Annotated in this window: 21 protein-coding genes; 12 read left to right on the plus strand and 9 right to left on the minus strand. The window is 66.2% G+C overall.

Annotation, left to right across the window (positions count from 1 at the left end; genetic code table 11):
• Positions 1-11 precede the first annotated feature (11 nt).
• From O1Q03_RS19915 to O1Q03_RS19930, 4 genes are all read left to right on the plus strand, one after another.
• Positions 12-3185, plus strand: a complete 3174-nt coding sequence (locus O1Q03_RS19915) for an efflux RND transporter permease subunit (protein WP_269505607.1) — start codon at positions 12-14, stop codon at positions 3183-3185.
• Complete coding sequence (locus O1Q03_RS19920) at positions 3182-4702, plus strand: efflux transporter outer membrane subunit (protein WP_269505609.1); 1521 nt, start codon at positions 3182-3184, stop codon at positions 4700-4702. Before O1Q03_RS19915 ends, O1Q03_RS19920 begins: the two co-directional genes overlap by 4 nt.
• Positions 4703-4773: 71 nt before the next feature.
• Positions 4774-4929: a hypothetical protein gene (locus tag O1Q03_RS19925; protein ID WP_269505610.1), complete on the plus strand. Its 156-nt coding sequence runs from the start codon at positions 4774-4776 to the stop codon at positions 4927-4929.
• A gap of 241 nt (positions 4930-5170) precedes the next feature.
• Positions 5171-6688 carry a purine-cytosine permease family protein gene (locus O1Q03_RS19930; protein WP_269505612.1) on the plus strand — a complete coding sequence of 506 codons (1518 nt, stop codon included), beginning with the start codon at positions 5171-5173 and terminating at the stop codon, positions 6686-6688.
• Positions 6689-6883: 195 nt separating this feature from the next.
• Here O1Q03_RS19930 and O1Q03_RS19935 read toward each other — a convergent pair whose 3' ends face one another.
• The 3 genes from O1Q03_RS19935 to O1Q03_RS19945 form a co-directional block, all read right to left on the minus strand.
• Positions 6884-7639: a glucose 1-dehydrogenase gene (locus tag O1Q03_RS19935; protein WP_269505614.1), complete on the minus strand. Its 756-nt coding sequence runs from the start codon at positions 7637-7639 to the stop codon at positions 6884-6886.
• A 43-nt stretch (positions 7640-7682) separates the two neighbouring features.
• Positions 7683-8219 carry a VOC family protein gene (locus O1Q03_RS19940; RefSeq protein ID WP_269505615.1) on the minus strand — a complete coding sequence of 179 codons (537 nt, stop codon included), beginning with the start codon at positions 8217-8219 and terminating at the stop codon, positions 7683-7685.
• Positions 8220-8434: 215 nt separating this feature from the next.
• The gene (locus tag O1Q03_RS19945; RefSeq protein WP_269505669.1) at positions 8435-9352 is read right to left on the minus strand and encodes a LysR family transcriptional regulator; all 918 of its coding nucleotides are present in this window, start codon (positions 9350-9352) and stop codon (positions 8435-8437) included.
• Between the two features lie 325 nt (positions 9353-9677).
• Here O1Q03_RS19945 and O1Q03_RS19950 point away from each other — a divergent pair, with 325 nt between their 5' ends.
• The 3 genes from O1Q03_RS19950 (at position 9678) to O1Q03_RS19960 (ending at position 13212) form a co-directional block, all read left to right on the plus strand.
• Positions 9678-10994 carry an MFS transporter gene (locus O1Q03_RS19950; protein ID WP_269505616.1) on the plus strand — a complete coding sequence of 439 codons (1317 nt, stop codon included), beginning with the start codon at positions 9678-9680 and terminating at the stop codon, positions 10992-10994.
• A gap of 148 nt (positions 10995-11142) precedes the next feature.
• On the plus strand, positions 11143-12390 hold the full coding sequence (locus O1Q03_RS19955) for an MFS transporter (protein WP_269505617.1): 1248 nt from the start codon (positions 11143-11145) through the stop codon (positions 12388-12390).
• Between the two features lie 210 nt (positions 12391-12600).
• Positions 12601-13212: a cysteine hydrolase family protein gene (locus tag O1Q03_RS19960; RefSeq protein ID WP_269505618.1), complete on the plus strand. Its 612-nt coding sequence runs from the start codon at positions 12601-12603 to the stop codon at positions 13210-13212.
• A 51-nt stretch (positions 13213-13263) separates the two neighbouring features.
• On the opposite strand, the gene O1Q03_RS19965 is transcribed toward O1Q03_RS19960, so the two are convergent.
• The 3 genes from O1Q03_RS19965 to O1Q03_RS19975 all read right to left on the minus strand — a co-directional run bounded on the left by O1Q03_RS19965 (position 13264) and on the right by O1Q03_RS19975 (position 16795).
• Positions 13264-14889, minus strand: coding sequence for an amidohydrolase (locus tag O1Q03_RS19965; RefSeq protein ID WP_269505619.1), 1626 nt, complete (start codon positions 14887-14889; stop codon positions 13264-13266).
• A gap of 550 nt (positions 14890-15439) precedes the next feature.
• The gene (locus tag O1Q03_RS19970; protein WP_269505620.1) at positions 15440-16255 is read right to left on the minus strand and encodes a helix-turn-helix transcriptional regulator; all 816 of its coding nucleotides are present in this window, start codon (positions 16253-16255) and stop codon (positions 15440-15442) included.
• A 162-nt stretch (positions 16256-16417) separates the two neighbouring features.
• On the minus strand, positions 16418-16795 hold the full coding sequence (locus O1Q03_RS19975; protein WP_269505621.1) for a YXWGXW repeat-containing protein: 378 nt from the start codon (positions 16793-16795) through the stop codon (positions 16418-16420).
• Positions 16796-17417: 622 nt separating this feature from the next.
• Here O1Q03_RS19975 and O1Q03_RS19980 point away from each other — a divergent pair.
• Entirely contained in the window at positions 17418-18542 is a 1125-nt protein-coding gene (locus O1Q03_RS19980; protein ID WP_269505622.1) for a porin, read from the plus strand.
• A 192-nt stretch (positions 18543-18734) separates the two neighbouring features.
• Here the strand turns inward: O1Q03_RS19980 and O1Q03_RS19985 are convergent, their stop codons facing one another.
• Positions 18735-19133: a GreA/GreB family elongation factor gene (locus tag O1Q03_RS19985; RefSeq protein ID WP_269505623.1), complete on the minus strand. Its 399-nt coding sequence runs from the start codon at positions 19131-19133 to the stop codon at positions 18735-18737.
• Between the two features lie 514 nt (positions 19134-19647).
• Here O1Q03_RS19985 and O1Q03_RS19990 point away from each other — a divergent pair.
• On the plus strand, positions 19648-19977 hold the full coding sequence (locus O1Q03_RS19990; protein ID WP_269505624.1) for a DUF4148 domain-containing protein: 330 nt from the start codon (positions 19648-19650) through the stop codon (positions 19975-19977).
• Positions 19978-20129: 152 nt separating this feature from the next.
• On the opposite strand, the gene O1Q03_RS19995 is transcribed toward O1Q03_RS19990, so the two are convergent.
• Positions 20130-20591: a CBS domain-containing protein gene (locus O1Q03_RS19995; protein ID WP_269505625.1), complete on the minus strand. Its 462-nt coding sequence runs from the start codon at positions 20589-20591 to the stop codon at positions 20130-20132.
• Between the two features lie 175 nt (positions 20592-20766).
• Here O1Q03_RS19995 and ribA point away from each other — a divergent pair, with 175 nt between their 5' ends.
• The gene (gene ribA, locus O1Q03_RS20000; protein WP_269505626.1) at positions 20767-21417 is read left to right on the plus strand and encodes a GTP cyclohydrolase II; all 651 of its coding nucleotides are present in this window, start codon (positions 20767-20769) and stop codon (positions 21415-21417) included.
• A 555-nt stretch (positions 21418-21972) separates the two neighbouring features.
• On the opposite strand, the gene O1Q03_RS20005 is transcribed toward ribA, so the two are convergent.
• The gene (locus O1Q03_RS20005; RefSeq protein ID WP_269505627.1) at positions 21973-22284 is read right to left on the minus strand and encodes a hypothetical protein; all 312 of its coding nucleotides are present in this window, start codon (positions 22282-22284) and stop codon (positions 21973-21975) included.
• A gap of 593 nt (positions 22285-22877) precedes the next feature.
• Here O1Q03_RS20005 and O1Q03_RS20010 point away from each other — a divergent pair.
• Together O1Q03_RS20010 and O1Q03_RS20015 are read left to right on the plus strand one after the other, a co-directional pair.
• On the plus strand, positions 22878-24020 hold the full coding sequence (locus O1Q03_RS20010) for a porin (protein ID WP_269505628.1): 1143 nt from the start codon (positions 22878-22880) through the stop codon (positions 24018-24020).
• A gap of 140 nt (positions 24021-24160) precedes the next feature.
• Positions 24161-25555: a spinster family MFS transporter gene (locus O1Q03_RS20015; protein ID WP_269505629.1), complete on the plus strand. Its 1395-nt coding sequence runs from the start codon at positions 24161-24163 to the stop codon at positions 25553-25555.
• Positions 25556-25559 lie beyond the last annotated feature (4 nt).

Below are 25559 nucleotides of genomic sequence, written 5' to 3' on the forward strand. Positions count from 1 at the left end.
GGAGACGCGTGATGGATTTCTCCCGATTCTTCATCGACCGTCCGATCTTCGCGGTCGTGCTGTCGATCGTGATCTTCGCGCTCGGCCTGATCTCGATCCCGATGCTGCCCGCCGGCGAATATCCGGAAGTCGTGCCGCCGAGCGTCGTCGTGCGTGCGACGTATCCAGGCGCGAACCCGAAGGAAATCGCCGAATCGGTGGCCGAACCGCTGGAAGAGGCGATCAACGGCGTCGAAGGGATCATGTACATGAAGTCGGTTGCCGGCTCGGACGGCAGCCTGCAGGTCGTCGTCACGTTCCCGCAGGGCGTCGATCCCGACACGGCCGCGGTGCGTGTGCAGAACCGCGTGAGCCAGGCACTGTCGCGCCTGCCCGACGAGGTGCGGCAGTACGGCGTGACCACGCAGAAGCAGTCGCCGACGCCGCTGATGTACGTGAGCCTCCATTCGCCGGACAACAGCCGCGATTCGCTGTATCTGCGCAACTACCTGACGCTGCACGTGAAGGACGAACTGTCGCGGCTGACCGGCATCGGCGACGTCGGCGTGTACGGCTCCGGCGACTACGCGATGCGGCTGTGGCTCGATCCGAACCGGCTCGCGTCGCGCGGCTTGGCCGCGAGCGACGTGATCGCCGCGGTGCGCGAGCAGAACGTGCAGGTGTCGGCCGGCCAGCTCGGCGCGGAGCCGTCGCCGAAGAAGAACGACTTCCTCGTGTCGATCAACGTGCGCGGCCGGCTGCGCACCGTGCAGGAGTTCGGCGACATCGTTCTGCGCAACGGCGACGACGGCCAGGTGGTGAAACTGTCCGACGTCGCGCGCATCGAGCTCGGCGCGGGCGACTACACGCTGCGTTCGTATTTCAACGACAAGCATTCGGCGGTGGTCGGCATCTTCCTGTCGCCGGGCGCGAACGCGCTCGACGTCGCGAAGGCCGTGTATGCGAAGCTCGACGAACTGTCGAAGCGTTTCCCGCCGGGCGTCGCGTATCGCCCTGTATGGGATCCGACCGTGTTCGTGCGCGAATCGATCCGCGCGGTGCAGCACACGCTGATCGAGGCCGTCGTGCTGGTCGTGCTCGTCGTGATCCTGTTCCTGCAGACCTGGCGCGCGTCGATCATTCCGCTCGTCGCGGTGCCGGTGTCGGTGGTCGGCACGTTCGCGTGGCTCTATCTGCTCGGCTATTCGATCAACACGCTGACGCTGTTCGGGCTCGTGCTCGCGATCGGGATCGTCGTCGACGATGCGATCGTCGTCGTCGAGAACGTCGAGCGCAACATCGCGCAAGGGTTGAGCCCGCGCGATGCCGCGCATCAGGCGATGCGCGAGGTGTCGGGGCCGATCGTCGCGATCGCGCTCGTGCTGTGTGCGGTGTTCGTGCCGATGGCGTTCATGTCGGGCGTCACCGGCCAGTTCTACAAGCAGTTCGCGGTGACGATCGCGATCTCCACGGTGATCTCCGCGATCAACTCGCTGACGCTGTCGCCCGCGCTCGCCGCGAAGCTGCTGCGTCCGCGCGGCGCGCCGAAGGATGCGCTGACGCGTGCGCTCGACCGCGCATTCGGCTGGCTGTTTCGTCCGTTCAACCGCTTCTTCGAGCGCAGCGCCGATCGCTATCACGGCGTCGTCGGCCGCACGCTGAAGCGGCGCGGCGTGGTGTTCGCGGTCTATGCGGCGTTGCTCGCGGCCACTGCGCTGCTGTTCAACGCGGTGCCGGGCGGCTTCATCCCCGTGCAGGACAAGCTGTACCTGTTCGCCGGCGCGAAGCTGCCGGAAGGCGCATCGCTCGCGCGCACCAGCGCGGTGACCGAGCAGATGACGAAGATCGCGCTCGGCACCGACGGCGTCGAGATGGTGCCGGCGTTCGCCGGGCTGAATGCGCTGCAGGGGGTGAACACGCCGAACGTCACGAATTCGTACGTGATCCTGAAGCCGTTCGACCAGCGTCACCGCAGCGCCGCGCAGATCAACGCGGACCTGAACGCGCGCTTCGCGGCGATCGGCGGCGGCATCACCTATGCGCTGATGCCGCCGCCGATCCAGGGCCTCGGCAACGGTTCGGGCTACTCGCTGTATCTCGAGGATCGCGGCGGGCTCGGCTACGGCGCGCTGCAGAACGCGTTGACCGCATTCCAGGCCGCAGTCGCGAAGACGCCCGGGATGAGCTACCCGGTCAGCTCGTACCAGGCGAACATCCCGCAGCTCGAAGTGAAGGTCGACCGGCTGAAGGCGAAGGCGCAGGGCGTTGCGCTGACCGACCTGTTCAACACGTTGCAGGTGTATCTCGGCTCGATGTACGTGAACGACTTCAATGCATTCGGGCGCGTGTACCGCGTGATGGCGCAGGCCGACGCCGGCCATCGGCAGACGGCCGCCGACATCGCGAACCTGCGCACGCGCAACGCGAAGGGCGAGATGGTGCCGATCGGCTCGATGGTGACGGTGGCGCCCGCATACGGGCCGGACCCGGTCGTGCGCTACAACGGCTATCCGGCCGCCGACCTGATCGGCGACGCCGACCCGAAGGTGATGTCGTCGTCGCAGACGATCGCGAAGCTGCAGCAGATCGCGAAGGACGTGCTGCCGCCGGGCATCACGCTCGAATGGACCGACCTCAGCTACCAGCAGGTCACGCAGAGCAACGCGGCGATCGTCGTGTTCCCGCTCGCGGTGATGCTGGTGTTCCTCGTGCTCGCATCGTTGTACGAGAGCTGGACGTTGCCGCTCGCGGTGATCCTGATCGTGCCCGTGTGCATGTGCGCGGCGCTGTTCGGCGTGTGGCTGTCCGGCGGCGACAACAACGTGTTCGTGCAGGTCGGTCTCGTCGTGCTGATGGGGCTGGCGTGCAAGAACGCGATCCTGATCGTCGAATTCGCGCGCGAGCTCGAGATCCAGGGCGAGGGCGCGGTCGAAGCAGCGCTCGAAGCGTGCAAGCTGCGGCTGCGTCCGATCGTGATGACGTCGGTCGCGTTCATTGCGGGCTCGGTGCCGCTGCTGATCGGCAGCGGCGCGGGCAGCGAGGTGCGTGCGGCCACCGGCGTCACCGTGTTCGCCGGGATGCTGGGCGTCACGCTGTTCGGGCTGTTCCTGACGCCCGTGTTCTACGTGGCGATCCGCAAGCTCGCGGGCGGCACGCCGGCCGTCTGGAGCGAACAGCACGGCACCCTCGAAGGAGAAAACCGATGAGCGCCGCTTTCCGTCTTTCCGCGCTCGCGATGTCGGTGACGCTCGCTGCCTGCGCGGTCGGCCCTGATTTCAAACGGCCCGATACAACCACGGCCGCGCGGTTCGCACGTGACGCACACCCGGCGACGCAGCGCGACACGGCGCCGGCCGGTACACGGCCCGATACGCAGCCCGATATGCCGCCCGACGCGTCGGCCGACGCCGACACCACGTTCTGGCGCGGCTTTGGCGATCCGGCGCTCACCCAGCTGATCGATGCGGCGCTCGCGGCGAACCAGGATCTGCAGGTCGCCGTGTCGCGCTACGACGCGTCGAATGCGCTGCTGTCGCAAGCGACGTTCGACCGCTATCCGACGCTCACCGCGAGCGGCCAGATCGGCCATCAGCTGATGAGCAAGGATCAGGCGTTCGGCGCACCGCGCAGCCAGCGCGATACGCCGACGTCGAGCGTCGGGATCAATGCCGCATGGGAACTCGACCTGTTCGGCCGCGTGCGTCGCTCGATCGAATCGCAGCGCGCGGAAACGGCGGCCAGCGCGGCCGACGTGCGCGCGGTGCGCGTTGCGATCGCGGGCGAGGTCGCGAGCACGTACGTCGATCTGCGCGGCTCGCAGGAGCGGTTGCGGATCGCTCGCGACAACGCCGACAACCAGAAGCAGACGCTCGCGCTGATCAATGCGCGCGTCGGCGCGGGGCGGGGCTCCGAACTCGATGCGGCGCGTGCGCGTGCGCAGTACGAATCGACGACGTCGCGGATCGCCGTGTACGAAGCGGCGATCGGCGTCGACGAACACCGGCTCGCCGTCCTGACCGGGCGGACGCCGGACGCGCTGATCGGCCGGTTCGACGTGCCCAACGGCGCGCCGGTGTCGTTGCCGGCGCTCACCGCGGACATCGATCCGGGCACGCCGGGCGATCTGCTGCGCCGGCGCCCGGACGTGGCTGCCGCCGAGGCGCGGCTGCATGCGGCGACCGCGCGGATCGGCGTCGCGACGGCCGACCTGTTTCCGCGCTTCACGCTGTCGGGCTTGCTCGGCAGCGCGACGAGCAGCTACGGGTTCTTTCGTGCGGGCAGCGACACGAACCTGATCGCGCTCGGCATCGACTGGTCGTTCCTCGACGTCGGCCGCGTGCGGGCGCGGATCGCCGCGAGCGACGCGCAAGCGGCCGGGCAGCTCGCGCAGTACCGGCAGACCGTGCTCGGCGCGCTGGAGGAAACCGAAAACGCGCTGCTGCGTGTCGCCCGCACGCGTGACGAGACCGCGCACCTCGTGCGCGCGGCCGACGACAGCGCGCGTGCCGCGCAGCTCGCGCAGGCCCGCTTCTCGGCCGGCGCGATCGACTACTACGAAGTGCTCGACGCGCAACGCACGCTGCTGCAGGCGCAGGACGCGGCCGCCGACGGGCAGATGCGCAGCGCGGCGTCGACTGTCGCGTTGTACAAGGCGCTCGCGGGCGGCTGGCCGGCGGGCACGGCGCAGCAGGTATCCGGCTCGGTTGCGCAGTCGCGGCCGTAACGCGGGCGTGGGCCGTGCGGCAGGCGAAACGAGGGGCCCGCCGCGCGGCCCGACGCGCACGGAGTTTGCGCGTGCGCTCACGTGCTGACACCGTCGCCGGGCCGACCTTGTGGATGTCCGCCGGCGAACAGCGCAGCCCGCCGCTCGTCGCGATCAACTCGAACGGCAAGATCCCGACCGCGGGCTCGCCGACATCGACGCCCGGCCGGCCGTGCAACGGGGCCTGATCGCCTGCCACGCGCCGGCGGCCGCTCCCGCGCCCTGACATCGCATCGCCCGCGCCGCAGCGGCGGCGCGCGCTCCGCGCCGATTCGCTGCCGCAAAACATTGTTCTCCTTCGTCGTAAACGTCTCGAATGCGTGATATTTGCGCCGCCTGATCCGGTTTAGAGTGGCCGCGAATCGATGACGATGTGTCGTATGGCCGCAGTCGCGGGCCGTACCGACGCACCAGAGGAGCTGGAGACAAATGAGTGAAGGCAGGATTACGCAAGTCGAATCGTTCGGTTTCGAGCGCATTCCCGACGTATCGCGCTATGCGCGTCCGATCGATCTGTTCCGGCTGCTGTTCGGCGGCTGCAATACGTTTTCCACATCGGTGCTCGGCAGCTTTCCCGTGCTGGTCGGGCTGTCGTTCAAGGCGGGCGTCGCCGCGATCGTGCTCGGCGTGCTGGCCGGCACGTGCATCCTCGCGCCGATGAGCCTGTTCGGCCCGCGCAACGGCACGAGCGACCCGGTCTCGTCCGGCGCGCATTTCGGCATCCACGGCCGGATCGTCGGTTCGTTCCTCGCGCTGCTCACGTCGATCGCGTTCTTCTCGCTCGCGGTGTGGAGCTCGGGCGACGCGCTCGTCGGCGGTGCGCACAACATGGTCGGCGTGCCGGTCAACGGCTTCACGCTCGGCGCTGCGTACATGGTGTTCGCGGTGCTGGTGCTGATCGTGTGCATCTACGGCTTCCGCTTCATGCTGTGGGTCAACAAGATCGCCGTGTGGGCCGCGAGCCTGCTGTTCGTCGCGGGCCTGTTCGCGTTCGCCGGGCGGTTCGACGTGAACTACGCGGGCACGCTGAATCAGGGCAGTGCAGGTTTCTGGGCCGCGTTCGTCGGCGCGGTGCTGGTCGCGTTGAGCAACCCGGTGTCGTTCGCGTCGACGCTCGGCGACTGGGCGCGCTACATTCCGCAGCACACGCCGAAGCGGCGCGTGATGGGCGCCGTGTTCGCCGCGCAGATCGCGACCTTCGTGCCGTTCTTCTTCGGCCTCGCGACCGCGACGATCATCGCGTCGAAGGCGCCCGCGTTCATCGCGTCGAACGACTACGTCGGCGGGCTGCTCGCCGTGTCGCCGCGCTGGTTCCTGCTGCCGATGTGCCTGATCGCGATCATCGGCGGGATGTCGACCGGCACGACCGCGCTGTACGGCACGGGTCTCGACGTGTCGAGCATGTTCCCGCGTTTGCTGAACCGCGTGCGCGCGACGCTGCTGATCGGCACGATCGCGATCGCGTTCATCTTCGTCGGCCGCTTCTGGTTCAACCTCGTCGAAAGCGTCGCGACGTTCTCGACGCTGATCGACACGTTCAGTTGCCCGTGGATGGCGATCATGGTGATCGGCTACGTGACGCGCCGCGGCTTCTATCTCGCCGACGATCTGCAGGTGTTCAACCGCGGGCTGCGCGGCGGCCACTACTGGTTTACGCACGGCTGGAACCTGCGCGCGATGGGCGCCTGGCTGCCCGCGGCGTTCATTGGCCTGTCGTTCGTCAATCTGCCGGGGCAGTTCGTCGGGCCGCTAGGCAATCTCGCGGGCGGGCTCGATCTCAGCGTGCCGGTGTCGCTGATGGTCGGCGGGCTGCTGTATTTCGTGCTGCTGACGCTGTATCCGGAGACCGACGGCGTGTACGGCCCGCGCGGGCGCTGTCTGGTGCGCGGCGGCAAGCAGGGCGCGCGCGGTGTCGGCGCACCGGCGATCCAGCCGAAGGGGTACTGAGCGCCGCATCGCATTGCTTCAATGCGCTTTGCTCCGGAACGTACGATGCTGCCGCACGGGAGAACCGCCGGCGGCATTGTCGTTTCTCGATACTTGCTTAGCGATGCATATGAAAGGCGCGCAGACTGCTCGCTTCTGGGGCCGCAAACGAAAACGCCCGCCACGCGGGCGGGCGAGCATCGACCGACGTGTGATTCAGTGGAACGTGCTGCCCGCGAGCATCCCGCCGTCGACGATGAATTCGGAACCCGTGCAATACGCGGATTCGTCGGATGCGAGGAACAGCACGAGGTTCGCCACTTCGTCCGGCTTGCCGATGCGCGCGATCGGCAGCCCGCTGTAGACCGACGACGGGTCGAAATCCGCGTATTCCGGCGGGCGCGCCATCACGGTGTCGATGCCGCCCGGATGCACCGAGTTCACGCGGATCCCGTAGCGGCCGAATTCGAGCGCGGCAGCCTTGGTCATCCCGCGCACCGCGAACTTGCTCGACACGTATGCGCTGCCGCCCGCCACGCCCTCCATCCCGGCCGTCGACGACACGTTGACGATCGAGCCGCCGCCGGCATCCTTCAGCGCGGCGAGCGCCGATTTCATGCCGAGCCAGCAGCCGACCTGGTTCACGTCGATCACCTTCCGGTAGTCGTCGAGCGAACAGGATTCGATCGGCACGAGCTTCAGGATGGCCGCGTTGTTCACGAGGATGTCGAGCCGGCCGAAATGCGCGAGCGTCGCATGCACGGCGGTGTGCCAGTCGTCTTCGTTCGTCACGTCGAGATGCTGGAACCGCGCGGCGTCGCCGAGTTCAGCCGCGACATGCCGGCCGGCATCGTCGAGCACGTCGGCGATCACCACGCGTGCGCCTTCGGCGACGAACCGTCGCGCTTCCGCTTCGCCCTGGCCGCGGGCGCCGCCCGTGATCAGCGCCACCTTGCCTTCGAGTCGTTTCATCGTGATTGCTCCTGTAAGTGAAGTGGGACGCGTGCGGGCCCCCTCATGCGGCGGCGGCCGACGCGTCGATGATGCGGACCGGATCGGCGCCGTCCCATGTGTGCGCCGCGGCGATGCCGTGCGCGATCATGTCGCGCATCCCGGCGCCTTCGATCACTTCGACGCGCACGCCCGGATCGTCGGCGTCGTCGAGATAGGCGACGCGCGTGGCCGGGTTGGCGGCTTCGAACACGACTAGCAGGCCGCGCGCCGTGAGCCGCGCCACCGCGGCGTCGAGATCGTCGACCACCCATGCGACGTGATGCAGGCCCGCGAGCGATTGACCGTGCGCGTCGCGGTAGGGCGACGGCGCGTCGTTCGTCACGTGGATCAGTTCGATCTGCAGGTCGCCGCGATACGCGAGCCCGACGTCCATCGTGACCGTCACCGGCTCGCCGAGATAGCGGCCGTCGAGGCGCACGTTGCGGAACACGGTCCACGGGCCCGCGTCGTGGCGGGCGCGCCAGCGCGCGATGCTGCGGTCGAGATCGGCGACCACATAGCCGATCTGGTCGATGGGGCCGAGGACGGGGTCGTTCATGGTGTCTCCGTGGCGAGGGCGCGCGAGCGGGCGCCGCGCCGCCCGATGCGAATGGCGGCGCGCGATGCATGACGGCCATGATCGCAACAAAGCGGGCGCTTCGTGCCGTCCAAACGGACGAGACCGACGCATGCGGGCGGCTGGCGGAGCCGTGTGGTGCGGTGCCCGCACGCGACGCGTGCGCGCGCCGACAAGCGGGAGAGGCGTTCGGCGCGCTACTGCCCGTTCGGCCCCTTCACCGTCAGCCGGCAGACGGTTGCGAGCGCAAGCAGATTCGGGTCTCGCTCGCGGCGGTGCAGGAAGCTCAGGCCGATCGTCTGGCGGATCGTCGGCCCGGCGAGCGGCACGAGCGCGATCCGGTGCGCGAACAGGTCGCGCACGCGGCCGGGCAGCAGCGAGCAGCCGACGCCGCCCGACACGAGGTTGATCAGCGAGAAGATGTCGCCCACCCGCATCGCGACGTTCGGCGTGACGCCGGCCGAACGGAACGCTTCCGTGAAGCCGTTGTGCGTCGCGAAGCCTTCGCCGAGCGACACGAACGGCTCGTCGCCGCACGCATGGAGATCGATCGCGTCGCATTGCGCATACGGCGAATCGACCGGCGCGGCGAAGAACATCTCGTCCTCGAACAGCGCGATCGATTCGATCTCGGCGTCCGGTTCGGGCAGCGCCATCAGCGTCGCGTCGATCGCGCCGTGCCTCAACTTGTCGAGCAGATCGGCGTTCGAGCCGAGCACGAGTTCGGCCTGCAACTCGGGGCGGCGCTCCTTCAGCGCGATCACGACCTCGGGCACGGTGCGGATCGTCAACGAATACAGCGCACCAATCTTCAACTGGCCCGCGCCATAGCCGGCCGCCTCGCGCGTCGACCGGATTCCGTCCGTCATCGTCTTGAGCACTTCGCCCGCAACTTCGGCAAGCACCTGCGCGGCGTCGGTCGGAATCAGGTTTCGCCCCTCGTGGCGGAACAGTGCGCAGTGCATGCCTTCCTCGAGCGTATGTAGCGCGCGGTGCACGCTGACGGTGCTGATGCCCAGCGCATCGGCCGCCTTCGCGAGGCTGCCGGCTTCCATGAACGCGAGCAACACTTCGAGCTTGCGAAACGTGATCTCTTCGTTGATGCGGTTGCGCATGATGCGGAAGATGGGGAGGGCGGCCAACGATTTTGCCGCAGAACCGGGAGCGCAACAACGCGCGAACGACACGGTTTTTCTCGCGGCGAAGCGCGGAGCAGCGCGGAGAAGCGACATTTAATCTCCGGCTAACCATCTGCCGCCGGCCTTAATTGATGCGGGTTTTTGGCGTCCCTATCATCGATTCACGCTGATCGTACGCGGGCCCGGCGGTTCCGTCGTGCCTGTCCCGCATCGGCCGGCGACACGAAAGCCGGGCCGCCCATGCCCGCCGCCGAAGACGGCACGCATGCGGCGCGGCACCCCGAGACTGCAGGAGAAAGGCATGCGCGACTCACGTCGGAACACGCGACAGCGGCAGGTGATCGCCGCCGTCGTGGGCAATACCCTCGAGTGGTACGACTTCATCGTCTACGGTTTCTTCTCCGGCATCATCGCGCGGCTGTTCTTTCCTGCCGAAAGCCAGTACGCGTCGTTGCTGATGTCGCTCGCGACGTTCGGCGTCGGCTTCTTCATGCGCCCGGTCGGCGGCATCCTGCTCGGGCTCTATTCGGACCGCAAGGGTCGCAAGGCCGCGATGCAGCTCATCATCCTGCTGATGACGCTGTCGATCGCGCTGATCACGTTCGCGCCGCCCTACGCGGCGATCGGCCCGGCGGCGCCGGTCCTCATCGTCGTCGCGCGGCTGCTGCAGGGTTTCGCCACCGGCGGCGAATACGCCAGCGCGACCGCGTTTCTCGTCGAAAGCGCCCCCGCGAACCGTCGCGGGCTGTACGGATCGTGGCAGCTGATCGGCCAGTGTCTCGCGGTGTTCTCGGGGGCTGCGATGGGCGCGTGGGCCACGCAGTCGCTGTCGGATGCGGCGCTGCACAGCTGGGGCTGCCGCGTGCCGTTCGCGCTCGGGCTGCTGATCGGGCCGGTCGGGTTGTGGATTCGTCGGCACATGGAGGAGACGGAAGCATTCCTCGACGCGAGCAAATCGACCGTCGAACCGCCGGCCAGCGTCGCGCGCGTGCTGCGCGACAACCTCCGCGGCGTGCTGGTGTCGATGGGGCAGACGATCACCGGCACGGCCGTGTTCTACGTGATGCTCGTGAACATGCCGACGTTCGTGCACAAGACCTTCGGGCTGCCGCTCGACCAGGTGTTCATGGTGCAGATGGCGGCGGTCGCGCTGCTGACGGTGACGATTCCGGTTGCGGCGATCGTCTCCGATCGCATCGGCCGGCGGCCGGTGCTGATTGCGGGTACGTTCGCGCTGCTGACGGTCACCTATCCGCTGTTCTCGTGGCTGGCCGCAGCGCCGGGCATCGGGCGCCTGCTCGCGATGCAGCTCGTGATCTGCACGATCATCGGCGTCTGCTACGGCCCCGCGCCGACCACGCTGGCCGAGCAGTTCGCGACCCGCTCGCGCTCGACCGGCGTCGCGCTGGCCTACAACATCGCGGTGATGGTGTTCGGCGGCTTCGCGCCGTTCATCGTCACGTGGCTGACGCGTGCGAGCGGGTCGCCCGTCGCGCCCGCGTGGTACGTGCTGTTCGCGGCGTCGTTCGGGCTGCTCGCGAGCGTGTTCATGCACGACGGCGCACCGTGCGTGGTCGCGCGCCGCCAGTTTCAGGGCGAGCCGCTGAGCGTCAAGTAGCGGCGCACGGCCGGGACGGCGATCCATCGGCGCAGGCCGGATGCAGGGTGCCGGACGCGCCGATGATCAGCATCGCGGCCGGCCGTCTACCGCGGTTGCGGCCCGGTCATTACGCTTGGGCGATCATCCACTCTTCCGGAAGGTCGCCATGTCCCGGCTCGACTACAAACTGCTCGGCCCCTGCCTGCTCGCCATCGCGATCGACGCGATGGGCTTCGGTCTCGTCTACCCGATGATGTCCGCGATCTTCAGCGATCCGCAGGCGGGCATCCTGCCCGCCGACGCCGGCGACCACGCGCGCAATTTCTACCTCGGTCTCGGCTACGGGATCTATCCGTTGTGCATGTTCTTCGGCTCGTCGCTGATGGGCGAGCTGTCGGACCGCTGCGGCCGCCGCCGGATCCTGCTGCTGTGCCTGCTCGGGCTCGCGGCAGGCTATGCGCTGATGGCGGCCGGTGCGTGGCATGCGAGCGTCGCGCTGCTGCTGGCCGGACGCGGGCTGACCGGTCTCGCGGCCGGCTGCCAGGGCATCGCGCAAGCAGCCATCACCGACCTCAGCACGCCCGCGAGCAAGGCGTACAACATGAGCATCATGTCGCTGGCGTTCAGCGCGGGCGTGATCGTCGGCCCGGTGCTCGGCGGCGTCACGTCCGACCGGACGATCTCGCCGCTGTTCGACTACGGCACGCCGTTCGTGCTGGTGGCGGCACTGTCGCTGAGCTGCGCGTGCTGGACCTGGGCGTCGTATCGCGATACGGCCGTGCCGCGCGGCGACGCGCGCATCGACTTGCTGCTGCCGCTGCGGATCGTGTGGGAAGCCGCGCGCCAGCGTAACGTCGCGTTCCTCGCGGTGGTGTTCTTCCTGATGCAGGTCGGTTACGGGCTCTACCTGCAGACCATCATGCTGTTGCTGCACGCGAAGTTCGGCTATACGAGCGCGCGGCTGGGGCTGTTCAGCGGCGTGATCGGCGTCTGCTTCGTATTCGGGCTGCTGTTCGTCGTGCGGCTGATGTTGCGTGTCTGGAGCGTGGTCGACATCGCGAAGACGGGGCTGCTCGTCGCCGGTCTCGGCCAGATCCTGTCGGCGCTGTTCCCGCAAGAGCCGGTGCTGTGGGCGCTCGCGATGGTGGTCGGCTGCTTCGACATGGTTGCGTACACGACGATGTACACCGCATTCTCCGACGCCGTCAGCGAGGACCGGCAGGGCTGGGCGCTCGGCGTCGCGGGCTCGGTGATGGCCGTCGCGTGGGTCGTGACGGGCGCGCTCACGAACCTGCTGCCGGTGTTCGGCGAGATCGGGCTGCTGCTGATCGGCGGCGCGGGCTTCCTGCTCAGCTCCGTGATGATGGCGTGCTACGGGCGCAAGCGGGCCGGCGCGCGCGCGGCGCTGTCGTAGGCCGTCGCGCGCAGGTTGGCCCGATTCTGTCGGACGTTGTCCTGCGGGCCGCTGTCGCGCGCGGTCGCGCGGCCCGACACTGGCGCTTCGCGGTCACGGCAGGCCTGCCGCCGGCGGTGCCAGCCGAAGGATCGCATTCGACGGCGCCGGCGCCGGCCCGGCCGTACCGCCGTTCCGTTCGATGTGCCAACCTGGAGTAGAGAGCGACCCATGCAACATCCGACCATCCGCACCCTGGCCGGCGCGAGCGCGCCGACGTCGATCGACGCCGCCCGCACCGCGCTGCTGGTGATCGATTTCCAGAACGAGTATTTCAGCGGCCGCCTGCCGATTCCGGAAGGGCCGCGCGCGCTGGGCAACGCGCAGCGCGTGATCGCCTTCGCCGATCGCGCGGGCATTCCGGTGTTCCATATCCAGCACGTCGGCGCGGCCGGCGGCCCGATCTTCGCGGACGGCAGCGAAGGGTTCCGCTTTCATGCGGACCTGCAACCGGCGCCGCGGCACACCGTCGTGAAGAAGACGTCGGTCAGCGTGTTTCCGACGACCGACATCGACGCGCGCATGAAGGCGGCCGGGATCGACACGCTGATCGTCACCGGGCTGATGACGCATGCATGCGTTGCCGGTGCCGCGCGCGATGCGGTGCCGCTCGGCTATGCGGTGATCGTCGTCGACGATGCATGCGCAACGCGCGACCTCGATGTCGCGGACGGCAGCACGGTGCCGCACCGCGACCTCCATCGCGCGACGCTGGCCGCGCTGTCGGATACGTTCGGCGACGTGCTGACCACCGATCAGCTGCTCGCGCTCGACGTCGCCTGACGAGCGCGCGGCCGGCGTACGGCGGGCGTTCGGCCGGTGCTCGGCTGGGGCTCAATCGGCCCAGCCCGGCGCCGCATACACGACTTCGCCGCGGAAGCAGGTCTCGAGCACGCGGGTCTGCGCGAACGTGCCGACCGGGTGTTCGAAAGGATTGCGGTCGAGGATCGCGAGGCTCGCGTCCTTGCCCGCTTCGAGCGACCCGGTGCAATCGTCGAAGCGCAGCGCATACGCGGTGTTCACCGTATAGGCCTCGAGCATGGTGAGCAGGTCGAGACGTTCGTGCGGGTTCCACGGCGGGCTGTCCGGCTGGTCGATCAGCCGGTGCGTGACGCCGGTCTGGATGATCTGCATCGGATCCATCGTGCTGACCGACCAGTCGGAGCCCGCCGCGAGCATCGCGCCCGCATTGCGCAGGCTGCGGAACGGATAGTTGCGGGCGGTGCGTTCGGCGCCGAGCAGGTCGCGATAGAGCTGCTGCTGCTCGTCGCGCGCGGCCGTCCACAGGGTCTGGACGCTCGCGATCGCGCCGAGCCGGTTGAAGCGGCCCATGTCGGCCGGATCGACGAGCTGCAGGTGCGCGAGCTGCGCGCGCCGGTCGCGCATGCCGTTGCGGATCTGCACGTATTCGAGCGCGTCGAGCGTCATGCGTACCGCGCGGTCGGCCAGCGTATGGAAGTGCAGGTCGAAGCCGGCCGTATCGGCGAGCAGGCAGATTTCGTTGAGTGCGTCCTGGCTCCATAGCGCGAGGCCGCAGTCGTCGGTGCCGGCGTACGGTTCGAGCAGCGCGGCGGTTTTCGATTCGGGCACGCCGTCGACGAAGATCTTCACCGTATGCAGACGCAGGTTGTCGCGCTCGTACTCGCGACGCCACGCGACGAAGCGCTCGATCTGTTCGCGCGGATCGCGGCGCGGGTTCGCGTAGAGCCCCGCGCTCACGTACGTCTTCAACTGGCCGGCCCGTTGCGCGGCGGCATACGCTTTGAGCTCGGCTTCCTCGACGCGCGCGTCGAACCAGCCCGTGATCCCGTAGCCGTGCGCCATCGCATGCGCTTTCGCGAGCGACTTCGGATAGCCGGCCGGACTCAGTTGCGGAATGATCGGGCAGACGCGGTAGAACGCCGCTTCGTGCACGACGCCGTTCGGCGCACCCGACGCGTCGCGCTCGTACACGCCGCCGGTCGGATCGGGCGTATCGGCCGTAATGCCGGCCGCTTCCAGCCCCTTCGTATTGAGACAGCCGCTGTGCACGTCGAAGCCGACCACGAGCAGCGGCCGGTCGGGCACGATCCGGTCGAGCAGTTCGCGGCTCGGATAGGCGCCGAACGCGGCGAGGTTCGCGCCGCCGAGATAGACCCACGGTTCGTCCGGCGTCGCGTCGGCACACGCGCGGATGCGCTGCAGGATCGTGTCCGGGTCGTTGATCCCGGACAGATCGAAGTCGCCGAGAATCTGGTGACCTTCGAGCGGGTGCACGTGGCCGTCGATCAGGCCCGGCAGCATCAGCCTGCCGGCCAGATCGACCCTGCGCGTCGCGGGGCCGGCGAGCGGGCGGATGTCGTCGTCGCGGCCGACGGCGACGATCTTGCCGTCCTTCGTGGCGAGCGCCTGCGCGAAGCGGCGCTGTGCGTCGCCGGTGTAGAGCAGGCCGTTCAGATAGACGGTATCGGCGTGTTGCATGTGTCTCCTCCGGATCGGGGAATCGACGGGCGCACGCGTGCATCGGACGGGCCGTCAGGCTCGTCCGGTCGCATGGACCCGGTCGGGTTGGAATGGAATGAAGGGCGTTATGCCCGTGTGCGGCGCGGTACGCGATGCGGTTTGGCCGATCGAGGCATGTCGGCCTGTCGTCGGCGGAGCGCACGCCCGGCCGTGCGGGGCGGTGTGCATCCGTGGTTCGGCATCGCGTGTCTCCGTTGCATCCGACGCGTCGCTGCAGTCGGGTGGGTCAGATACTAGGAGCGGGCCGGGCGGCTGTCTGTCATCGTTTTAAGGACAAGCGCGACAAAGGTGGGAAGGCGGAACAGGGAAGGAGGAAGGCGGAAGGCGGACGGCGGAAGGCGGAAGGCGGAAGGCGGAAGGCGGAAGGCGGACGGCGACAAGGCGACAAGGCGACAAGGCGACAAGGCGACAAGGCGACAAGGCGACAAGGCGACAAGGCGACAAGGCGACAAGGCGACAAGGCGACAAGGCGACAAGGCGCCAGAAGGCGCCGCCGAGATTCGATTCTCTAGCGATCGCCGACGGCCGGCGCCTCCTCGTCCGTCACACACCATGCAAAGAGCCCGGCCCGATTCGCGATGGCGAGCTTCGCGAGCGCGCGACCGAGGTAGGTACGCACGCTGCTCGGCTTGAGCGCGAGCGTGTCCGCGATCTGCGGAACGGGCCGACCTTGCAGCACGGCGCCGCACACGAGCCGCTCGCGCTGCGACAGCGCGGCGCCGCTGGCCGCGAGCCGTTGCTCGAACCGTTGCAGCAGCGCGCCGTCGTCCTGGCGCGGCGTGACACGCGCCAGCCGCGCATGCTGGATCAGCAGCGGCAGCACGAAATCGCCGAGCTGCCGCAGCAGGGTCAGCTCGGCCAGCGTATAGGACGGCTGGCCGCGCCGCCGGAACAGCGAGAACGCGTAGACGTAGTCGCGCTCGCTGCCGAGCAGCGTGCAGTCCTCGCCGAGATCGCCCAGCGCGAAGTGGCGTCCGTACTCGGTCGCCGTGTCGATTTCCTCGTTGCACGAGAACACGAGCTGCGAATCGGTGACGCGTTCGATATGCGGGAGCAACGTGTCGCTGCGCCAGTCGCCCTGTGTATACAGATCGAGCGCATGGCGCGTGCCGCCGGGATCGTCGCCGCCCGCGAAGAACAGCACGTCGACGCCGTCGACTGCCTGCGAACCCGCGCCGCGCCGGTAACGGGTCGCGACGCTGTAGTGGGATTGCGGATCGACCGTTTCGCGCAGCCATGCCCAGAGCCGGGCGGGGAACTGCGAACTGCCGAGGCTGGCGACCAGGTCGCCGGCGCTATTCAGGGAAATGTGGGCGGGGCTCATCGTTGACACCATTCTTCGCGAACGGCCGCCCGCGCCGGCCGTGCTGCGCGCTATGGCGCACGGACGGATGGCGGCCCCGACCCGATCATGGGAGCCGGGGCGGCGTGGCGGCGATGCACGATTGTAGGTGACTCAGCCGGGCGATCGCCGACGCGTCTGCTGCTATCGCCAGGCGCCGTCGACGTAGATCCACACTTGGCCTTGGCGCCGCCAGTACCCCGGAACCCATCGATGCCCGGGGCGACGGGCGACCCACCGTCCGGACACCCATACATAGCGGCCGCGCTGCCAGCGCCAATAGCCGTCGGTCCAGACGTAGCCGTGCGACCTCGGTGGCGGCGGCCGGCGGTCGTGTCTCGGCGCGGGCGGCGCAAAGCGGGGGCGATCCGGATAAGGCGGCCGGCCGGGCTCGTGGTTCGGACGTTGCGGCCGATATCCCGGCGGCGGCGCGGGCTGAGCAAAGGCGGTACGCAACCAGCCGCCGGTACCGACGAGGGCGGCGGTCAGTCCGACGGCGCGCAACAGTGAGCGTCGATTCATGGAGGCCTCTTCTGTAATAGGGACCGCCTTACATTAGCCTGCCAGTCCTGCGGGCGCGTTACGACGAGCGTTAAGCGTGTTACTGCATGTCACGGCGGCGGCCGCCGCTCGCGCCGCCTTTTTGCGGCAAGTCGCCCGTTGCGCAGGCGCTTGCGCAGGCGAATCGCGGCCGCGGTAGCAGCGTCACCCTTCGTTTACTGCTGTTTACCCGTCGGCCGTTGAATTTTTAGTCGGTCAAAGCGGAATTTGCGGTGAAATTGAGGTAAAAGTTGCCGATTTCGGGCTGAAGCCCGGTTCCGCTTGTTGTTTCTATGCAACCGTCAAGGTGATGACACGAAAGAATGGTGGGATGAAAGCCTCCAAAAAGTGCACGTCAAGAAGCCAAAAAAAGAAGCTAAAACAAATACTTATAACGCGTCCCCATTTTCATTATTTCTAGTTCTGGAAAAGCTTATTTCTTTATTTGCGGATCGCGCCCCTAGGGTACACCCCTAAACTCACGGTTCCCAAACGGGCAACTATCCGGGCGCAGCCAGCAGTACCGATGGCGTTTCCGGGCGGTTGCAGACCGTTTATGAACAAGGTCGCGAGACCTGCCTCTTTTTAGAAGGGAGCTCCACGAATGAACAAGACTCTGATCGTTGCAGCAGCTGCAGCATCGTTCGCTACCGTCGCTCACGCGCAAAGCAGCGTCACGCTGTACGGCGTGCTGGACGCAGGCATCACCTACACGAGCAACGTCCAGCCGGCACTCGGCCAAGGTGGCAAGTCGCGTTGGGCGATGGGTTCGGGCATTGACCAGAGCCGTTTCGGCCTGCGCGGTTCGGAAGACCTCGGTGGTGGCCTGAAGGCAATCTTCACGTTGGAAAGCGGCTTCAACATCGGTAACGGCAAGTTCGCGAACGGCAACGGCGGCATGTTCAACCGTCAAGCTTTCGTCGGCCTGTCGAGCCAGTACGGCACGGTCACGCTGGGTAAGCAGTATGACGCAACGCAAGACTACCTGGCGCCGCTGACGGCAACGGGCTCGTGGGGCGGCACGTACTTCGCGCACCCGCTGAACCTCGACCGTCTGAGCACGAACGGTGATGTCGCACAGAACAACACGATCAAGTTCACGAGCGCGAACTACGCTGGCCTGCAATTCGGCGGCACGTACTCGTTCTCGAACAACACGAACTTCGGCAACAACCGTGCGTACAGCGCGGGTGCTGCATACCAGTTCCAAGGTCTGAAGCTGGCTGCTGCATACTCGCAAGCGAACCTGGGTGACGGTACGAACGCAAACGGCGCAACGTCGTCGGCGATCGGTGGCATCGCTTCCCAAGGCCGCGTCCGCACGTACGGCGCTGCTGCTGGCTACGCATTCGGCCCGGCACAAGTCGGCGCTGCATGGACGCAAGCACGTCTTGACAACAACGCAGTCGGTGCTCTGGGCTCGGTGCGCACCGACAACTACGAAGTCAACGCGAAGTACAACCTGACGCCGGCTCTCGGCCTGGGCGCTGCTTACACGTACACGAACGCGAAGATCAACAACGGCAGCACGCACTGGAACCAGTTCGGTCTGCAAGCTGACTACGCACTGTCGAAGCGCACGGACGTCTACGCACAAGCTGTGTACCAGCGCGCAGCGAAGAACGGCGTTGGCGCGTCGATCTACAACGGCGACAGCTTCAGCAACAACCTGCCGAGCTCGTCGATCAACCAAACCGCAGCAACGGTTGGTCTGCGTCACCGCTTCTAAGCGTGACGGCTGGGTAACCAGCTTCGCAGCATCAAAAAAGGCGCCTTCGGGCGCCTTTTTTTCGTGCGTCGGCGGCTGAAGCGATTGTGACGCCGGCGATGGAAGAAGGCGTTCACACGCAAAAAAGCGAGGCCTCGTGCCTAGCTTTGTTCGTTTTGCGCCGCGACAGCGCGCGCGGGCCGGCCGCCGGCGTCAGCGCGTGAATTCGCCGTTGGCTTCCGGCTGGAACACGATGGCGGCGACTTTCATCAGCTTCTCGGCGCCGCTCGGCTGCATGACCTTGACGAGCTGGCCGCGCTGCGCGCCCAGCAAAGCCATGCCGACCGGCGAGAACACGTTCAGACGCCCCAGTTCGAGATTGGCGGCGTCGGGATAAACGATCGTCCACGTGGCCTGTTCCTGCGACGTTTCGTCGAGCAGCGTGATCTGCGAGTTCATCGTGACGACGTTGGCCTTCACGGCGTCGGGCTGGACGATGTCGGCACGCTCGAGCAGCGTGTCGAGCATCGTCTGGAATCGGGGATTGTTTTCGGCGTGCTTCTCGAGGCGGGCGACGTCGAGTTCGGTCAGCTGGTAAAGGCGTTGTTTCATGGAGGTTCTCCAAATGATCGGCATGGGACAGGCGTGGCGTGCCTATGAGGATCGCCCGGAGCCCGTCTGACGTGGCTCCGGGAAGGAGACCAACCGGTCAGATCGGGCGCCGGGCGACGGCGAGCGGCGCCTGGGCCGTGCGTCGAGCGTAGGGGTGCGCCGGATGGCCGACGCGCGCACGCACGCCGGCCGGACCGGACGGCGAAACGGAAAAGGGCGTGAGCGCGTGCATGGCGGATCGATTATCGACGGATGAATAAAACCTTACGATTCTACAACATAACCCTCCAGGAGGGTAATGCGAGCGTCAGCCATTCGTCAGGTATTGTTGTGGAAATGACTTAAGTGATCGCGATCTCAACGACGAACAGCCACCAATTTTTGTCAAAAATGCAACGCTGTATGTTCAAACCAAGGGTTTCCCCTTGGTATCGCGAGAACTACACTTCTTCCATCGCTTCAGACAGTCCTGCCGGGAGCGACGCCACAAGAGAACATATTTCGGAGGTCCACCATGAAGTCGATTATCTACGCAGCGATCGCTGCGTCCGTCCTTGCCGCCCCGATTGCATCGTTCGCACAGTCCGACGAGGGCTTGACCCGCGCACAGGTCCGGGCCGATCTCGTGCAGCTCGAACAGAACGGCTACAAGCCGCTCGCGAGCGATGCGCAATATCCGCAGGACATCCAGGCCGCAGAACAGCGCATCCAGCCGAACCAGCCGATGCTCGCGCAAGCCGATACGAGCGGCTACGGTGCGGTGGCGACCGCCGCCGGCCAGTCGGGCCGCCGCATCACGCGTGAAGCCCCGAACCCCGTGAATTCGGTCTACTTCGGCAACTGAACACCCCGGGTCTGCCCGAGCACAGCATGTGACCGACGGGGCGCGCGCCACTCGCGCGCGTCCGCGTCAGCAGAGCAGAACCTCCGTCGCCGCATTCCGGCGGCTTTCCGCCCAGACGCTCGCGCGTTTGGGCCTTTTTTGCTGGGGGTGGGTCAGACGGACGTGACCGTGGGCGTGCCGTGGATGTAGTGTTCGAGCTGGCTGATGGTGAACTGCTGGTCGGCAATCACGCTCTTCACGAGGTCGCCGATCGAGATCAGGCCGATCAGCTTGCCGCCGTCGAGAACGGGGAGGTGGCGCATCCGGTGCTCGGTCATCAGCGCCATGCACTCGTCGGTGGATTGTGACGGTTCGACGTAGCGCACCTTGGTCGTCATGATTTCGTCGACGCGGGTGGCCTTCGACGAACGATCCTGCAGCACGACCTTGCGCGCGTAGTCTCGTTCGGTAACGATGCCTGCGATGTCGTCGCCGTCCATGACCAGCAATGCGCCGATGCCTTTTTCCGCCATCAGCTTGATGGCGTCGTAGACAAAATCGGCTTTCGTGACGGTGTAGATCGTGCGGCCCGAATCGGGCTTGGCTTTGAGAATCTGCGCGACAGTCGTGCTCATTTGCTTTCTCCGTGTGCTGAGCGATGCAGGGAAGGCAGGGCGTGATGCGCGTCACCCGATGAGCCAGTATAGCCGGGCCTGCGGCGGCAGTCGCGTGACGTTTCCAGATTAGCGGTAAACTCCCGTCACGCACTATCCACATAACTCCTACATTCCTGATCGTTCGATTGAATTCATGAAGTCTTCGCGTCCCCAATCGCCCACGCCGGGCAATGGCCACGCCGACGAGTGCGTGACGCTCGTCGCCACCGCGTCGCTGCCCACGCGCTACGGCACGTTCACGTCGTACGCTTTCCGCGTATCGGGCAGCGATGCCGAACACCTCGCGCTCGTGATGGGCGACGTCACCGGCGAGCAGTCCGTGCTGGCGCGGCTGCATTCCGAGTGCCTGACCGGCGACGTGTTCGGCTCCTACCGCTGCGATTGCGGCGAGCAGCTCGATCTCGCGCTGCGCTACATCGCCGCGGAAGACCGTGGCGTGCTGCTCTATCTGCGCGGCCATGAAGGGCGCGGCATCGGCCTGAGCAACAAGATTCGCGCGTATGCGCTGCAGGAGCAGGGGCGCGATACCGTCGAGGCCAATCTCGATCTCGGGCTGCCCGACGACGCGCGTGAATACGACTCCGCCGCGGCGATCCTGCGGATCCTCGGTGTGACGTCGGTGCGACTGATGAGCAACAACCCGAAGAAGTTCGACACGCTGGCGAAGCACGGCATTCCCGTGTGCGAACGCGTCGCGCTTGCGGTGCCGGTGCGCGAGGAAAACGAGCGCTATATCCGGACCAAGCAGGCGAAGTTCGGGCATTACTTCGAAGAGAACGAATAGTCGGATCGAGATACGGATGAACGCCCGCTGTCGGCGTTCAGATGATTGAAAAATAGGCGTTTTCTGGAATTTCGCAGCGGGATGTCGCCCGCCTGTTCGGGTATCCGAAAAAATAACGAACGAAAAGAAAAGGGATATCCGGATTGATGAGGAGCGAGCAGGTTTGCTGTGTTGGGTGTCAAGCGCCGGTCTGGTCTGATTAGCCTCCGCTCACTTTTCTCTGTTTGAGCCGGCGATGCTGGCGTAGGTTTTCCCCTGTTGGGAGAGAGCCTACGTCGTGCGTCTCTCTCTGCACAGACCTACGCCGGGAACCGAGAACCTTTCGCACATCGCCGCGATGCCACCCGAAAGAGCGACCTGATCGTCACGCTTCTCGGCATGGACCACCTCCATGAACGCGCGTCGCGTTTGAGGTTGCCTTTAACCACCTGGCGCTATGCAAATGCGCTTGCGCCCGACCGCCCTGACGCTTTAGTGCGTTTGCAGAGGCTTGCTTCCGAAAGGGCCGAGTACTCGATTCCATTGCGGCCGTCCTTACTTACACGTTTGCATGGGTCAAGCGGCGAAATAACGCTCTGTAAAGATAGGAATGCTTAGCTGTGTCCCAAAAGGCGCGGTGGTGAGCGATCGCGAAAAAATCCCCCGATAAGGGTGGCGTGTACGTGTCGAGTACATGAGCGAAAGCATACCGTCCGACATCGCATCGTTACTTACTGGCACCTCGATGAATTGTCCGTGAAGCTGCGCCGGGTGCCGTACGTGCCGTAATCGCAGCGGAGCAGGCGAGTACAGCGGCAAGCGGTACATGCGGTGGTCCACCAGCAGGGCTGTGATGACCGAAACGTCGTCGCGGCTGCCTTCGATCACGCCGCCGGGAGCCGGGGGGCATTTTGCGACCGCCTGCCGCGGCGCTGGCTTCCGGGCACGTGCCTGCTCGGACGTACCGTGCCGCTAGACGATGCATTGATCAGACGAGTTGCCTTGGTGAAAACGAGTATTCGTTTGTCGCTGGTTAGCCTTGCGCGTCGAAAACTTATGCAGCAGAATCCATTAAAAATCCCACAGACAGTTTGTGGCATACACGGAGCGAGTCTGATCAGACCTGAAGGGCGCCAAGTAGACACCAGAGTCGAAAGGCTGACAGCGCACGACGTCGGAGCCTGGTCTCGAGCTGGCTGGTATCGCAGGCGTTTTGCTGCTTTTCGTTTTGTGCCTGCAGCGCCCGGCAGTTGCGATGCAGGGGCCGTTCGCGGCGGCGTGCCATGACGCCGCGGCCTACGGACGGCATGTGCTACGCATGCTGGCCGTGCGCGTGGCGGTGCTATGGCCGGCCGCGTATTGGTTCCTGGCCTCGCGTCACCTGTCTCGCAGTAAGCAGTTCGTAGCCGTCGGCAGCCGACGGCAATAGACCGGCAATAAAAAGCGGGCGCCAACGCCCGCTAATACACGGAGATCGTAAAGTGAAGAAGACGGTATTGGCCGGCGCGATAGCGGCCGCAGTGGCGGGAGGCGCACACGCGCAAAGCAGCGTGACGCTGTACGGGATCATCAGCGATGGCCTCACGTATGTGAACAACGCGGGCGGCCACTCGGTCGTCAAGCTCGATGACGGGATCAACCAGGCATCGCGCTGGGGGCTGCGCGGCGTGGAGGACCTCGGCGGCGGCCTGAAGACGATCTTCACGCTGGAGAACGGCTTTTCGCTGAACACGGGCACCGCGAGCCACGGTGGCGCGCTGTTCGGGCGCCGCGCTTTCGTGGGGCTGCAGAGCACGACGTTCGGCACGCTGATCGCCGGCTACGACTACGATTTCATCTACGACTACGTGTCGTACTACACCAACGTCTCACAGTTCGCGCCGTCCTACGCGTTCCACGGTGCGTATGACATCGATCGTCTCGCCGGCGAGCCGGTGAGCAACATGGTGCGTTTTGAAACGCCGACCTGGCACGGCATCACGGCGGGCGTGATGTACGGCTTCAGCAACATTCCGGGCGCCTTCGCGGGAACGCCGACGGGCAACCCGCGCGTGTTCAGCGCGGGCGTGAAGTACAGCCCGACCGGCACGTTCAATGCGCGTTACTCGGGGTCGCTCACGTTCACGAAGACGCAGGGCGGCAACGCGGCGCGCGGCGTGGGCACGATGGCGCAGGTCGCGCTCAACGCCCAATCGATCTATACGATCGCGGCGGGCGGCATGTATAGCCTGACCGATGCGTGGTCGATCAATGGTGTGTACACCTACACCAATGCTTCGAAAAGCCCGCGCGGCGTGGTGACCGTGAGCGCCTACGAACTGGGGACGAGCTATCGGTTCGGTCCGGCGCTTACGGTAGGGGGCGGCTTCACGTACGTGGACCAGCACAAGCTCGGCAAGTATCAGCTCTACACGGCAGGCGTGGATTATCGACTTTCGAAGCGCACCGACGTGTACCTGTTCGGTGTGTTGCAGCACGCGTTCGCGGGCCAGAAGTACGCGGACAACTTCCTGATCTCGACCCCGTACTCGGTGCCGGGCCCGGGCGGGTCGCTTTCCGGCAACAACGCTTCGACCACGGCCAATCAGCTGGCTGTGCAGGTAGGTATCCGGCACCTCTTCTAACGCTTTCGCGGAACGCCGGCAGCTCGCCTGCAAGCTGCCGGAATTTTTTAGGAATCCTGTTCGACGCGTGAGGTAGTTCAGACCGGCCCGCCAACGCTGGCGCGAGCGCGCCGCCATCACCGCCTGGAGAAGACGAGTTCATGGAAAACGTCGGGAACATACTGCCCGCTGTCGGGGCAAAGAGGGGATCGAAGTATCGTGCATGGCTCTTGTTGCTGTTGAGCCTGATTTACGCATCGAGTTTCATCGATCGCATTTTCATCGCCGTCGTGGGGCAGTCAATCAAGCTCGACATGAACCTGAGCGACCTGCAGATCGGGCTCCTGGGCGGCCTGGCTTTCTCGCTCTTCTACGCGACGCTGGGCATCCCGATGGCCCGGCTCGCCGACCGGATGAGCCGGGTTACGCTGATATCGCTGTCGATTGCGGCATGGTCGGTGATGACTGCGCTATGCGGCAATGCAGGCAATTTCGCTCAGTTGCTGCTATACCGGCTTGGCGTCGGTATCGGCGAGGCTGGCAGCACGCCCACCGCACATTCGCTGATCTCGGACGAGTTTCCCGAGGGCCGCCGCGCCACCGCCCTCGCGATCTATGCCCTCGGTCCTCCGCTCGGCGCAATAGGCGGCGCGATAGGCGGCGGCATGATTGCGCAGCATTACGGCTGGCGTCCGGCCTTCTGGGTCGTCGGCGTGCCGGGTCTGATTCTCGCCGTCATTGCTTACCTGAGCCTGCGCGAACCCGAACGCGGCGCCATGGACGGAATCGCCGCAGTCGATGCCCAGCGCAATGCGTCGCTGGGTGACATCGCGGCCATCCTGCTGCGTAGCCCTTTGTTCGTGCAACTGCTGCTGGGCACGGTGATCGGCGCGTTCGCCCAGTACGGGATCAACCTGTTCATTCCGGCGTATCTGACGCGCGAATTCGGTCTGAATGCCGCGCAGGCCGGGCTGATGTTCGGGCTCACGATCGGCGTTGGTGGCGCGATCGGCACGACATGCGGCGGATGGATCGCCGATAGGGCCGGAGCCCGCGACAAGCGCTGGTATGCGTGGGTGCCGGCCTGGGGCACGCTGCTTGGGTTCGTGCCGGCCTCCCTCGCGTTCATGCAGTCCGACTGGCATATCGCGGCGGCGCTACTGTTTCTCGCCACGATCCTGTTGAGCTCATGGAATGGCCCGACGTTCGCCGCGATTCATGGTCTCGTTGCGCCCCGCATGCGCGCCACGACTTCGGCGTTCGTGTTCCTGATGATGAACTTCGTCGGCCAGGGCGGCGGCCCGACTTTCATTGGCTTCCTGAGCGATCGCATCGCCGCCCATCTGTTCGCGAACGGCGATTATTCGAAAGTCTGCCGAATTCCGCATGGCGCTCATCGCGCGATCGGGGTGGCGGCGAACTCGCCGCTCGCGCATGCCTGCGCGGACGCTTCGTCGGCCGGCCTGCGCTACGCGATGCTGTCGATGAGTCTGCTGCTCGTATGGGCTGCGTTCCACTACTTCCGCGCAGTGCGGCACGTCGACAAGCGGCATTGATCGA

Origin of the sequence: Burkholderia sp. IMCC1007 (genome assembly GCF_027257875.1) — a bacterium.
GTDB lineage: Bacteria > Pseudomonadota > Gammaproteobacteria > Burkholderiales > Burkholderiaceae > Burkholderia.